The organism is Anaerolineae bacterium (assembly GCA_013178015.1).
Classification (GTDB): domain Bacteria; phylum Chloroflexota; class Anaerolineae; order DRVO01; family DRVO01; genus Ch71.
This window is the reverse complement of the sequence record JABLXR010000078.1, coordinates 1-12,201: the sequence shown is the minus strand read 5'-3', so window position 1 is coordinate 12,201 and position 12,201 is coordinate 1. Positions and strand designations below refer to the sequence as shown.

Sequence of the window (12,201 nt, the reverse complement as noted above, 5' to 3'; positions counted from 1 at the left end):
TCACCTTGAGATACTCCTCACGGGACTGCCGACTCATCTTCTCCCTCGCAGACATCGCTCCCCCCAGTAGGATTATCAATTGAGGGAACGATACCCGCTCGGTAGGATTTTAGATGATAGGATGCGCTTTCTTGCTCGCACGCGCTCTCTGTGCTATTGTGGCTGCGGATTGTGACCGCGTTCACTAAGCGGTCTGCCTGACGGACAGGGGAGATGAATCCCTGCGAGTCAGGCGTTTTCCTGGTAAGCGATCGGATGCGGGGTTTGTGATGGAACCTGGCGGCTCCCGGCTGGGGTTCTGGGGCCGAGCGGTGGTGTCGACGCTGTGCGGGCATGGTGAGGGGGTGCGGCGCCGGGCCGGTGAGCCCCACGGGGGTGATAGGGGCGGCGTGGTGCCGGGATGGTTGGCTCAGGGAATGCGAGGCGTGAGGCGAGGGAATGAAGGCTGAGACGACGGTGGATCTGGCCCCATTGGAGGGCGTATTCGCCCGGCACGGCGAGGAAACGGGAGCACTGATACCCGTCCTGCAGGGGGCGCAGGAGGCGTATGGCTATCTGCCTCGAGAGGTATTGGAGGCCGTCGCCGCACGGCTGGGGCTGCCACTCAGCCGTGTCTACGGCGTGGTCACTTTCTACAGCCAGTTCTACTTGAGCCCCAGGGGCCGCCACGTCATACGCTGTTGCGACGGAACCGCCTGTCACGTTCGAGGGACGCCCAAGATTGTGCAGGCTCTGGAGAATCTCCTCGGCATCGGCGCCGGCGAGACCACGGACGACCACCAGTTCACTCTGGAGGTAGTGTACTGCCTGGGCTCGTGCGCCTTGGCCCCGGTGGCTGTAGTGGACGGACGGGTGATGGGGGGCATGACTCCGGAGAAGATGGTACAGGTGGTGAGGGAGTTGGACGGGACGGGCCCCGGCCAGCGTACTTGAGGTCTCCTCCCCCGTAGCCATGCGGGAGTGCCGGCGCCACCAGCGGAAGTCAGTGGAGAGCGAGAGCGCTCGCATGGAGGAGCCGCATCATCGCAGCGTGCAGGCGGGGGCGAGAGCTGATGAAGGAGTGCTTGCGATGCCCAGGATAGGCTCGATCGAGGAGCTCCGGGCTCTGAAGGAACGGGTCCGGGAGGACGTACGGATTTGTCGGGGTTGCGGCACCCGCATCATCGTGGGGCTGGGCACCTGCGGCATCGCTGCCGGTGCTCGGGACACGATGCGAGCGGTCTTGGAGGAGCTGGAACGCCGCGGCATAGAGGCTACGGTAGACGCAGTAGGCTGCATTGGCATGTGCTACAACGAGCCTCTGCTCGACATACAGCAGGCAGGAAGGCCCCGGATCACCTATGGCAATGTGTCTGCCGACCGGGTGCCGCGCATCATCGAGGAGCATCTTGTCAACGGCGGCGTGGTCGAGGAGTGGGTGGTGGGCCGGCTCGACGTGGGAGGAACTGATGCGTGAGGGTTACAGGGCCCAGGCTCTGGTATGCGCCGGGGCCGGGTGCCGATCCTCTGGCTGCCTGGACACGCTGACGGCATTGCGTGCCGAGGTGAACCGGCGAGGGCTGGACGACCAGGTGTGGGTGGCCGAGACGGCCTTCCGGGGGTTCGGCGGCATGGACCCAGTGGTGGCCGTGTACCCGCAGGGGGTGCTGTACTGCCGGGTCTCGCCTGCTGACGTAGAGGAGTTGGTGGAGGAGGCGCTGGTGCGGGGGCGGGTGCTGGAACGGCTTGCCTACCGCGAGCCCGAAGCGCATGCCGCTCTGGCCAGCTACGGCGACATCCCCTTCTACGGCAAGCAGGTGCGGGTGGCGCTCCGGAACTGCGGCATCATCAACCCGGAGAGCATCGAGGAGTACATCGCCCGCGATGGCTACGCCGCGCTGGCCCGCGTGCTGGCCGAGATGACGCCCGAGCAGGTGATCGAGGAGGTGAAGCGGGCGGGCCTGCGCGGTCGCGGAGGGGCCGGGTTTCCCGCCGGGCTGAAGTGGGAGTTCGCCCGCAGCGCCAAGGGGGACAAAAAGTACGTGGTCTGCAACGCCGACGAGGGCGACCCGGGCGCCTTCATGGACCGCAGCATTCTGGAAGGCGACCCCCACAGCGTAGTCGAGGGCATGCTGATCGGGGCCTATGCCATAGGCTCCGACGAAGGCTACGTCTACTGCCGGGCGGAGTACCCCCTGGCGGTGCGCAACCTGCGGCATGCCGTAGAGCAAGCGACCGAGTATGGTCTGCTGGGCGAGGACGTGCTGGGCTCAGGCTTCTCATTTACCCTGCACGTCAAGGAGGGTGCGGGCGCCTTCGTCTGCGGTGAGGAGACGGCGCTGATGGCCTCCATCGAGGGCAGGAGAGGTGAGCCCAGGCCACGGCCTCCATTCCCGGCCGTGTCGGGGCTGTGGGGCAAGCCGACCAACATCAACAACGTGGAGACCTGGGCCAACGTGCCCCCGATAATAGTCCGGGGGGCGGAGTGGTTCTCTTCCATCGGTACGGAGAGGAGCAAGGGCACGAAGGTGTTCGCGCTCACCGGGAAGGTGAACAACACCGGGCTCATCGAGGTGCCGATGGGCATCACCATGCGGGAGATCATCTTCGACATCGGCGGAGGGATGCTCCGAGGCAAGAAGTTCAAGGCGGTGCAGACGGGTGGCCCCTTGGGCGGTTGCCTGCCGGCATCGCTTCTGGACACGCCCATTGACTACGACTCCCTTACCGCGGCGGGGGCCACCATGGGCTCGGGCGGGATGATCGTGGTGGACGAAGACACCTGCATGGTGGAGTTCGCTCGGTTCTTCCTCGAGTTCGCCTCGGCCGAGTCCTGCGGCAAGTGCGTTCCCTGCCGGGTCGGGGGGCAGCGCATGCTCGACGTGGTCCGGCGGATAACCGAGGGCGAGGGTACTCCCGAGGATCTGGAGGCCCTGCCCCGCATCGCTGAGGAGATGAAGGACGCCTCCCTCTGTGCTCTGGGGCAGCTCACCCCGTCGCCGGTCATGAGCACGCTTCGATACTTCCGGGACGAATACCTGGCCCACGTGGAGGACGGCCGCTGCCCCACCGGAAAGTGCGCGGTGATGACGGTGGCTCCCTGCATCAGCGCCTGCCCTGCGGGTGTGGACGTCGCTGCCTACGTGACGCTGACAGCTCAGGGGCGGTATGACGAGGCCCTGGACGTCCACCGGCGGGCCAACCCCTTTGCCGTAGTGTGCGGGCGCGTCTGCCCTGCCTACTGCGAGAAGCACTGCCGCCGCGGGGAACTGGACGAGCCAGTGGCCATCCGCGGCATCAAGCGCTTCATGGCGGAAAGCGCCGCGATGAAGGAATGGGATCCTCCTCGGTTGGGCGACGACCGGCCGGAGAGGGTAGCGGTGGTGGGCGCCGGACCGGCCGGACTGACGGCAGCGCTGAGGCTGGCGCAGTTTGGGTTCACGGCAACGGTGTACGACGCCCTGGAGGAAGCGGGCGGCATGATGGTGGTGGGTATCCCCGAGCATCGCCTGCCGCGAGATGTGCTGCGGGCTGAGATCGCCAACGTGATGCGGGCCGGCGTCACCCTGCGCCAGAACTCGGTTCTGGGAAGAGACTTCACTCTGGACGAGTTGCAGGACACCGGTGGGTACGATGCCATCATCCTGGCTTTGGGGACGCGCAAGAAGCGGGGCCTGGACGTGCCGGGGCCGGAGGAGCTGCGGGCCATGGGTCTGGAGCTTACCGACGACGGCAGCATCGTGACGGATCGGGCCTTCCAGACGTCTCGGCCCGGCGTGTTCGCCGCCGGCGACGCCGTCATCGGGCACTCCTCCGTGGTGGAGGCGGTGGCTGAGGGCAACAAGGTGGCAGCGACGGTGAACCACTTCCTGCGGACGGGAGAGGCGACACGGGTGCGATTCCCCATGGACTACGTGGTGCCTGAGGCTGCCTGGCGGCCTGAGGAGTACGTGGATGCCAGGCGAGCCGAGCCTGCCTACGCTGAGGCACCTGGGCCTCGAGGGCGCGGCATTCGCGTCGAGGACGTGTGGGACGAGAGTACGGCGCGACAGGAGTGCAGGCGGTGCCTGCGCTGTGATCTCGACTGGCAGACGCTGATGGAGAAGCGGCGCCAGGAGTCCAGCCGGGAGCCGGTGCTGTGAGAGCGCCCGAGGTGGCGAGAGGTTATCAGGAGGTCTGATGGCGGCCCTTACCATGTACATCAATGGCCGAGAGATAGAGGCCCAGCCGGGGAGCACCGTCCTGGAGGCGGCGAGGGCGGCTGGGATCTCCATTCCCACCTTGTGCCATCACCCCGCGCTCAGCAACTCGGGTGGGTGCCGGATGTGCCTCGTCGAAGTGGAACCTCGTGGCCAGCTTCAGCCTGCCTGCACCTTCCCGGTGTCGCCCGGCCTGCGGGTCCACACGCACTCCGAGAAGGTGGTACGGGCGCGGAGGTTCGTGCTGGAGCTCCTGTTTTCCGAGCGGGGCCACTACTGCATGTACTGCGCCGCCGACGGTCAGTGCGATCTGCAGACGCTCGCCTATGAGCACGGGCTGGACCACTGGACGTATCCCCGGCCGGACAAGAACTACACGGTGGATGCGTCCCGGCCATACTTCGTCATGGACCACAATCGCTGCATCCTCTGCCGGCGATGCATCCGTGCCTGTAGTGAGGTGGCCGGGGTGCACACCCTCGACATGGGCCAGCGCGGGGCGCAGTCGCTAGTGGTAGCGGATCTCAACGTGCCCTTCGGCCAGTCTTCGTGCATTTCTTGTGGCAGCTGCCTGGACGTGTGCCCGACCGGAGCCCTGGTAGACCGGCGCAGTGCCTACATGGGAGGCGACGCCGACCTGGAGCGGGTCGGCACCGTATGCGCGCAGTGCAGCCTGGGCTGCGAAATCGTGGTGAGGACGCGGTCGGGCAGGGTGATACGTATCGAGAGCGATTGGGAGGGGGCGACCAGCGGGGGGCTGCTCTGCCGGCAGGGCCGATTCGCGCCCCTCTACGTCACGGCCCCGCGAGTGCGCTCGCCATTGCGACGCGTCGGGGGAGGATTGGTTCCGTGCACGTGGGAGGAGGCACTCGGCCTGCTGGGCGAGCGGCTCTCAGCAGCCCCACAGGGAGCAGTGGCGGCTGTGGCGTCCGCCCGCGCCACCAACGAGGAGTTGGATGCTTTCGTGGCCGCCTTCGGCCCTCGGGCTGCGAGGCTGGCTCTATTTGACGGTGCTCCGGTGGCTGCTGCCCCGGGTGAGGTCGCCGACCTGGCTGCTGTCGAGGATGCGGCGGCCGTCCTGGCGCTGGCGGCCGACCTGGACGATGAGCACGAGGTGGCGGCCTGCTTCATGAGGCGAGCCCGCGACCGGGGTGCTCGGCTGATACTGGCCGATTGTCGGGCCACACGTCTGAGCGGAGCGGCGGTGCGGCTGGCTGGGCCCGGGGTGGAGGAGTTGCAGGAGAGCCTGGGCACGCTGGCCCCGCTGGTAGTTCTTTACGGCCCGGAAGCGAGCCCCGACTTGCTGGAGGCACTGGCAGAGCGGCGGGGCGCAGCGTTTCTGGGCCTTCCTGCTGGGGTGAACGCCATGGGCGCAGCGGCGCGGGGGCTGAAGCCGGACGGGAGGGCGATCGAGGCCGAGCTTCTCTACGTGTACGCTGCTGACAGCCTGAGCACGGACCTGCTGATTCGTCGGGCGGCCTTCACCGCGGTTCAGTCCTGCTACCGCACCAGCCTGACAGAGGCGGCCGACTTAGTGCTGCCGGCGTTGCACTGGAGCGAGAAGGCGGGTCACCTCACCGGGGCCGACGGTCGCCTGAGGCGGATGGTCCAGGCGGTGCCTGCGGCACCGTGGGCGCGGGACGACCGGGAGGTTCTGTTGGCTCTGGAGAGACTGGCTGAGGCGGCCCACTGATGGTGCGCCCCTAGCAGGGAGGGGATGCTGATGAAGCCCAAGATCGCGACGGATTGGCTGGCGGCATGCGCTGGCTGCCACATGTCGCTTCTGGATATTGACGAGAAGCTGATCGAGCTGCTGCAGAAGGTGGAGTTGACCTCCAGCCCGCTCACCGACCTCAAGGTGCCGCCCGAGTCCGGAGTGGACGTCGGCCTGCTCACGGGCGCCGTCAACAACGACGACAACCTTCACGTGGCCAGGCGCATGCGGCAGCGGTCGCGCATTCTGGTTGCGTGCGGCGACTGCGCCGTGTTTGGCGGCATCATCCGGATGCGCAACCATTGGCCCCTGTCGGAAGCGCTGGAGGCCGCTTACCGAGACAACCCCAGCACCGTCGAGGGTCTCATCCCAGGGGCACCGGAGATCATGCGACCATTGCCGGACCGATCTGTGGGCGAGGTGGTGAAGGTGGACGTGTACGTGCCCGGATGCCCGCCCAGCCCGGAGGTGATCTTCTATGTGCTGAACGAGCTGGCCGAAGGGCGCATCCCTGCGCTCGATGAGTCCAGGCTCAACTACGACTGACGATCGAGCCGGCCCGGGAGAGACCTGATGGTACAGAGGATAATGATCGAGCCTGTCACCCGGATAGAGGGACACGCCAAGGTGTCAATAACCCTGGATGACGAGGGCAAGGTGCGGCAGGCGCGCTTGCACGTCAACGAGTTCCGTGGGTTCGAGCGCTTCTGCCGGGGACGGATGTACTTTGAGATGCCTCAGATTGCGCCTCGCATCTGTGGCATCTGCCCCGTAAGCCACCACTTGGCGGCGGCTAAGGCGGGCGATGCTATCAACGGCGTGGTTCCCACGCGCACCGCCACCCTGCTGCGGGAGCTGATGCACATGGGGCAGGTGGTGCAATCGCACTCCATGCACTTCTTCGAGCTGGCAGGGCCGGATCTGCTCCTCGGCTTCGACGCCGAGCCAGCCAGGCGCAACGTGGTGGGGCTGATCGAGGATCACCCGCAGGTGGCTCTCAAGGGAGTGCTGCTGCGCAAGTACGGCCAGAACGTGATCTCAGCCTTGGGCCGGAAGCGGGTGCACCCGGAGTTCGCGGTGGCCGGAGGGGTGAATTCGGCACTGACTCCGGCGGCGCGCGACGCTATGCTGGGCGAGCTGGAAGAACGCATCAGCGATGTGCTGGACGGTATCGGCATCGCCAAGGCATGGTTGGAGGAGCACCGGGACTACGCCGAGAGCTTCGCCTCCTTCCCCTGCGGCTACATGGGACTGGTGGGAGAGAACGGCGAACTGGAGCTGTACCATGGGCAGGTGCGCCTGATAGACTGCCAAGGGGCGCAGGTGGTTCAGTTCGATCCGCGTGATTACCTGGACCATATCGGGGAGAGGGTAGAGGACTGGACATACCTGAAGTTTCCCTACTCCCTGAAGCTGGGCTGGCCTGAGGGCACCTATCGGGTGGGTCCGCTAGCGCGCCTCAACGTGTGTGAGCGGATCGGGACGCCGAAGGCGCAAGAGCAGCTGGAGGAGTGGAAGTCGCTCAATGGCGGCGGCCCGGTTCAGGGCACGCTCTACTACCACTACGCCCGGCTGGTGGAGGCCTTGTACGCCCTAGAGCGGATCGGCCAGCTGCTAGACGACCCCGACATCATGTCCAACGACCTGTATGCCCCGTCAGCTGCCATCACTGGGCACGGGGTGGGATGCCTGGAGGCACCCAGAGGTACTCTGTTCCACGACTACCATACCGACGAGGACGGCAGGCTCACGTCGGTCAACTTCATCATCGCCACCGGTCATAACAACTGGGCCATGAGCCGCTCGGTGGAGGAGGTGGCCCGCGCCTATGTTGACGGCAGGAACCTCAGCGAAGGCATGCTAAACCGAGTGGAAGCGGCCATACGCGCCCACGACCCATGCCTCTCGTGCTCCACGCACGCGCTGGGGCAGATGCCGTTGGAGGTGACGCTCTTGGCGGCGGACGGGCGGATTCTCGATCGGGCAGTGCGTGGCTGAGGGACGGAGCCTCATTCTAGGACTGGGCAACGCCAGCCGCCGGGACGACGGCTTCGGTTGGTCGGTGGTCAACGAGGCGCGCCGAAGACTGGAGCGTAGTCCTCTCGGCCTGACCGACGATGGGACCGATGACCTGGGGCAGGAGGTGGATGCCATCTTCCTGCCTCAATTGTCGTCCGACCTGGCCGACCTGGTGGCCCGATATCGCCGGGTGATCATCGTGGACGCCCGAATATCGGGAGAGCAAGCGGTCCGGGTGGAGCGGGTCGGCGGCGAGCCGTCGGGTTCGCGGCTGCTGACTCACGACATGCGGCCGGCTGAACTGGTGGCCCTGGCCCGGGCGCTGTACGGTGCCGCGCCGGAGGCGTTCGTAGTTTCGGTTGCTGGGCTCGACTTCGACTTCGGGGCTGGACTCAGCCGGCAGTTGGCTGCGCTGGTGCCCGAGGCAGCGGAGATGTGCCTTCGGCTGGCGAGAGGCCAAGTGAGTGCAACCCTGGATTCGGTTGGGGAGGGTTCGGCGGCCTGCGCGACGAGGTCGGACGTGATACAGTAAGGGTGGTCAGATCGCGGTCAGAGGATGGTGTGTGATGTGCCTGGCGGTTCCGGTGCTGTTGAAGCAGAAGCGTGATGATTCCGGGACTATCGATCTGGGCGGAGTGGAGCGGGAGGTGAGCCTGCTGCTCACCCCCGAGGCCCAAGAGGGCGACTACGTCATAGTCCACGCCGGGTTTGCCATCAGCGTGCTGGATCGGGAGGAAGCCGAGGCTACGCTTTCGCTCTTCCGTGAGCTGGCCGACTCACAAGGCCAGTGATGCGCTACCTCTCCGATTTCCGCGACGCTGCCGCCTGCGCGGCCCTCGCCGAGCGTATCCGCCGCCTGGCTCACGGCGCGGGCGAGATGCAGTTTATGGAGTTCTGTGGCGGCCACACGCACGCCATCGCTCGCCACGGCCTGCGTTCTCTGCTACCGGAGAACGTCCGCCTGGTGTCCGGGCCCGGCTGTCCCGTCTGCGTGTCTTCGCAAGGGGACGTAGATCGAGCCGTGGCGCTGGCGGGAAGGGACGGGGTGACTGTGGTCACCTTTGGCGACATGATGCAGGTGCCCGGCAGCGAGGGCAGCCTCCAGGAGGCGCGGGCTCTGGGGGCGGACGTGCGTGTGGTCTACTCCCCGGCCGATGCCCTCCGGCTGGCAGTGGATTGCCCGGGACGGCAGGTGGTCTTTCTGGGAGTGGGCTTCGAGACCACCGCTCCCGCGGTAGCGGCGACGGTGCTACAGGCGCAGAGACAGGGGATCACCAACTACAGCGTGCTGTCCCTACACAAGCTGACCCCGCCGGCCATGCGGGCGGTGCTCGACGCCGGGGAGGTACGACTGGACGGAGTGATCGGGCCGGGGCACGTGAGTACCGTCATCGGGGCGGGGGCCTGGCGCTTCCTTCCCGAGGAACACGGCCTCGGGTGTGCCGTGGCGGGCTTCGAGCCCGCCGATCTGCTATTGGCCGTGGCCGAGCTAGTGCGGATGGTGGTGGAGGGGCGGCCGGAGGTGGCCAACTGCTACCGACGCTCGGTGTCGGATGGGGGTAACAGTCGGGCTCTAGCGGTGATGGAACAGGCTTTCCAGGTGGTGGACGCGGACTGGCGGGGGCTAGGTGTGGTGCCAGCGAGTGGCCTGCACTTCCGGCCGGAGCTGGCCGACCTGGATGCCGGGGCGCGACTCGCCCTTCCGAAGCTGGAGTCCCGCGAGCCAGCGGGCTGCCGGTGCGGAGAGGTGCTGCGGGGCGTCCTCGAGCCCTCCCAGTGCCCGCTGTTTGGCTCGGCGTGCACCCCGGAGAGCCCGGTCGGCCCGTGTATGGTGTCCACGGAAGGGGCCTGCTCCGCTCACTACCTGCTGAGGGAAGCGGGGTGAGCGAGCGGATACGCCTCGCCCACGGAAGCGGAGGAGAGCTTTCCCGCCGGCTGGTGCACGAGGTCTTTCTGCGTTACCTGCTGGACCCTGAGCTGGCCCGCCTGGAAGACTCGGCCGTGCTTTCTGCGGACGGCCTGGACGGGGCCTGCGGGGCGCTGGCGTTCACCACCGACTCGTACGTGGTGTCTCCGCTCGAGTTCCCCGGCGGTGACATAGGCAAACTGGCGGTGTGCGGCACTGTCAACGACCTGGCAGCGGCAGGCGCTCGGCCCCTGTGGATGGCCGCCGGTTGGATTCTGGAGGAGGGGCTCCCGCTGGACACGCTGGAGCGGCTAGTGCGCTCCATGGCGGAGTGGTCGGCTGCCGCAGGCATCCGAGTGGTGACGGGAGACACCAAGGTAGTGCCGCAGGGGCTAGCCGACGGCGCCTACGTGAACACTTCCGGCGTGGGATGGGTGCCGCAGGGCAGGTGCCTGGGGCGGCAGCGGGTGCGTTCGGGGGATCGGGTGCTGGTGAGTGGCTGTCTGGGCGACCACGGTGTGGCGGTCATGCTGGCGCGGCAGGGGATCAGTATGTCGGCGCACCTGGTGAGCGATGTGGCTCCCCTGCACGGGCTGGTCCAGTCGCTGTTCGATGCCGAAGTGGACGTGCGGTGGCTGCGCGACGCCACTCGGGGTGGCCTGGGGAGCGTGCTCTGTGAACTGGCCCAGGGGGCAAACTACGGGATAGAGGTGGAGGAGCAATCGCTGCCCGTACGTGCCGAGGTTAGTGGCGCCGCCGAACTACTGGGGCTGGACCCTCTCTTCATTGCTAACGAGGGGAAGATGGTGGTGGTGGTGCCACCGGAGGACGCAGCCGCGGCTCTGGGAGCCTGGAACAGCCATCCTCTGGGCCGAGACGCCGCAGTGGTCGGGCGTGTTACGGAAAAGCACCCAGGGCGGGTGGTCTCCCTCACTCCGTACGGCACCTCCAGGATCGTGCACCTGCCCGCCGGAGAGCTGCTGCCCCGCATCTGTTAGGTCCGGGCCAGCGAGGGCAGCGGCGAGAGGCCGATCGGCCCAAGGCTGTGCGTCCGGCGCCGACCTGATGACCCCCGAAGGCGAGCTCCAACCTCCGGGCGGTCAGGCGGAGCCATTGGGCCCGGCGAACACCGTGTACCGGTTCCCCCGTGCGTAGCCGATGAGGGTCAGCCCATAGCGGATGGCCATCTCGATGGCCACGTCTGTGGGCGCGGTGCGCGAAACCACGATGGACGCCCGCATACGTATTGCCTTGTACAGCATCTCGGAGGAGATGCGCCCACTGGTGACCAGAGCCAGCCCGGCCGTATCCTGCCCGACTAGCAGCGCATGACCCATCAGTTTGTCCACCGTGTTGTGCCGGCCGATGTCCTCGTAGAGCGCCAGCATGGAGTGACCATCGCTCAAGCCCGATGCATGGGTGCCTCCAACGCTCCGATGGATGACCGACCCCTCCTGTAGCTGCCTCATTGCATCTCGGACCTGTGAGGGCGACCACGGGCTGACCTTCGGGACCCGGTAGTCTGGCCATACCTGCTCAGGCGAGACTCCCTGGCCGCAGCCCGAGGTGATCAGGCTGCCGGCCGGGAGGTCGGGCACCTCGTGAGCCAGGACCATCTCCATGCGGTTGGGGTCGTCTGGGCAGTCATGCAGCAGGAGGACCTGGCCCAAGTCCTGGAACAGCCCGGCGAAGTAGGCGAAGCCCAGAGCCAACTGCCTCTGGGCGGCCGGCGTGCACATGAGCGTCACCCAGCGCCTGTGGTTGACCCAGAGGGTAAGGGGGGACTCCACTGGCACCCGCCAACGCTCCTGCTGTACGCGGCTTCCCGGCTCGCCCTGCAGCTCAGTCTGAGTGACTACGCGGCATTCGAGGTCGCGTCCCACTTCCTGCACCACGGCCCTCCTCAGGGTGGCTTCGCAACCGCGACTGGAAGCCAGGGATGGGCGAGCGAACGTTCGTCCTTGGCTACCCGTCCGAGCCCACTATCCGGCCGGTGCCCATCACGGGCCTCCAGTCGCCTCTGCGCCTGTCCCCCAAACATAACCGATTTGGGCGTGTTCGGGCACGTTCCAGGCTAGGGCTTTCTCAAAGTCCCATGGCAAGCGACGAGAGATGCCTATCAGAGCCAGTCTGGGCGCTATCGGATGCTGTATCGCCTCTGTTCCTCGCCTGCTCGCTGGCCGGCCGTGGTTCCTGGCCAGCGCCACGTGGCAGCTCGCCCAACGCTGGTTCGACTTTGAGAAAGCCCTAGTTCCAGGCCAGGGCTTTTCAGTGCTCTGACAGGAGCGGCCAGTTATGTTATGCTAGTGGCAATCTGAGGCTGAGGTTGGGGCGATGGTGGATGAGACAGGGGAGGAAAGCCTGCTGGAGGGGTTGGCGCGGCT

The 12,201-nt window shown here is 66.7% G+C and carries 11 protein-coding genes; 10 read left to right on the top strand and 1 reads right to left on the bottom strand.

Annotation, left to right across the window (positions count from 1 at the left end):
• Window positions 1-438 precede the first annotated feature (438 nt).
• The 10 genes from nuoE to hypE all read left to right on the top strand — a co-directional run bounded on the left by nuoE (window position 439) and on the right by hypE (window position 10,815).
• Window positions 439-933: an NADH-quinone oxidoreductase subunit NuoE gene (gene nuoE, locus HPY83_18860; GenBank protein NPV10011.1), complete on the top strand. Its 495-nt coding sequence runs from the start codon at window positions 439-441 to the stop codon at window positions 931-933.
• Window positions 934-1,069: 136 nt separating this feature from the next.
• Entirely contained in the window at window positions 1,070-1,456 is a 387-nt protein-coding gene (locus tag HPY83_18855) for a (2Fe-2S) ferredoxin domain-containing protein (protein ID NPV10010.1), read from the top strand.
• A complete protein-coding gene (locus HPY83_18850) occupies window positions 1,341-4,121 on the top strand; it encodes an FAD-dependent oxidoreductase (protein NPV10009.1) in 2,781 nt (926 codons plus the stop codon). Before HPY83_18855 ends, HPY83_18850 begins: the two co-directional genes overlap by 116 nt.
• A gap of 37 nt (window positions 4,122-4,158) precedes the next feature.
• Complete coding sequence (locus HPY83_18845; protein NPV10008.1) at window positions 4,159-5,871, top strand: molybdopterin-dependent oxidoreductase; 1,713 nt, start codon at window positions 4,159-4,161, stop codon at window positions 5,869-5,871.
• A 27-nt stretch (window positions 5,872-5,898) separates the two neighbouring features.
• Window positions 5,899-6,438, top strand: a complete 540-nt coding sequence (locus tag HPY83_18840) for an NADP oxidoreductase (GenBank protein NPV10007.1) — start codon at window positions 5,899-5,901, stop codon at window positions 6,436-6,438.
• A 27-nt stretch (window positions 6,439-6,465) separates the two neighbouring features.
• The gene (locus HPY83_18835; protein NPV10006.1) at window positions 6,466-7,890 is read left to right on the top strand and encodes a Ni/Fe hydrogenase subunit alpha; all 1,425 of its coding nucleotides are present in this window, start codon (window positions 6,466-6,468) and stop codon (window positions 7,888-7,890) included.
• On the top strand, window positions 7,883-8,443 hold the full coding sequence (locus HPY83_18830; protein NPV10005.1) for a hydrogenase maturation protease: 561 nt from the start codon (window positions 7,883-7,885) through the stop codon (window positions 8,441-8,443). The genes HPY83_18835 and HPY83_18830 overlap by 8 nt, the downstream gene beginning before the upstream one ends.
• A 34-nt stretch (window positions 8,444-8,477) precedes the next feature.
• Window positions 8,478-8,702 (top strand): HypC/HybG/HupF family hydrogenase formation chaperone, encoded by a 225-nt coding sequence (locus HPY83_18825; protein NPV10004.1) that lies wholly within the window; start codon window positions 8,478-8,480, stop codon window positions 8,700-8,702.
• The gene (gene hypD / locus HPY83_18820) at window positions 8,702-9,796 is read left to right on the top strand and encodes a hydrogenase formation protein HypD (protein ID NPV10003.1); all 1,095 of its coding nucleotides are present in this window, start codon (window positions 8,702-8,704) and stop codon (window positions 9,794-9,796) included. Before HPY83_18825 ends, hypD begins: the two co-directional genes overlap by 1 nt.
• Window positions 9,760-10,815 (top strand): hydrogenase expression/formation protein HypE, encoded by a 1,056-nt coding sequence (hypE, locus tag HPY83_18815; protein NPV10002.1) that lies wholly within the window; start codon window positions 9,760-9,762, stop codon window positions 10,813-10,815. Before hypD ends, hypE begins: the two co-directional genes overlap by 37 nt.
• Before the next feature lie 102 nt (window positions 10,816-10,917).
• On the opposite strand, the gene fdhD is transcribed toward hypE, so the two are convergent.
• Window positions 10,918-11,709 (bottom strand): formate dehydrogenase accessory sulfurtransferase FdhD, encoded by a 792-nt coding sequence (gene fdhD / locus HPY83_18810; protein ID NPV10001.1) that lies wholly within the window; start codon window positions 11,707-11,709, stop codon window positions 10,918-10,920.
• Between the last annotated feature and the right edge of the window lie 492 nt (window positions 11,710-12,201).

Bases quoted from the DNA above. Each gene is read 5' to 3' on its own strand.
- HPY83_18835 (NPV10006.1), top strand. From the start codon at position 6,466: ATGGTACAGAGGATAATGATCGAGCCTGTCACCCGGATAGAGGGACAC.
- nuoE (NPV10011.1), top strand. From the start codon at position 439: ATGAAGGCTGAGACGACGGTGGATCTGGCCCCATTGGAGGGCGTATTC.
- HPY83_18850 (NPV10009.1), top strand. From the start codon at position 1,341: ATGGCAATGTGTCTGCCGACCGGGTGCCGCGCATCATCGAGGAGCATC.
- HPY83_18855 (NPV10010.1), top strand. From the start codon at position 1,070: ATGCCCAGGATAGGCTCGATCGAGGAGCTCCGGGCTCTGAAGGAACGG.
- HPY83_18845 (NPV10008.1), top strand. From the start codon at position 4,159: ATGGCGGCCCTTACCATGTACATCAATGGCCGAGAGATAGAGGCCCAG.
- HPY83_18825 (NPV10004.1), top strand. From the start codon at position 8,478: ATGTGCCTGGCGGTTCCGGTGCTGTTGAAGCAGAAGCGTGATGATTCC.
- hypD (NPV10003.1), top strand. From the start codon at position 8,702: ATGCGCTACCTCTCCGATTTCCGCGACGCTGCCGCCTGCGCGGCCCTC.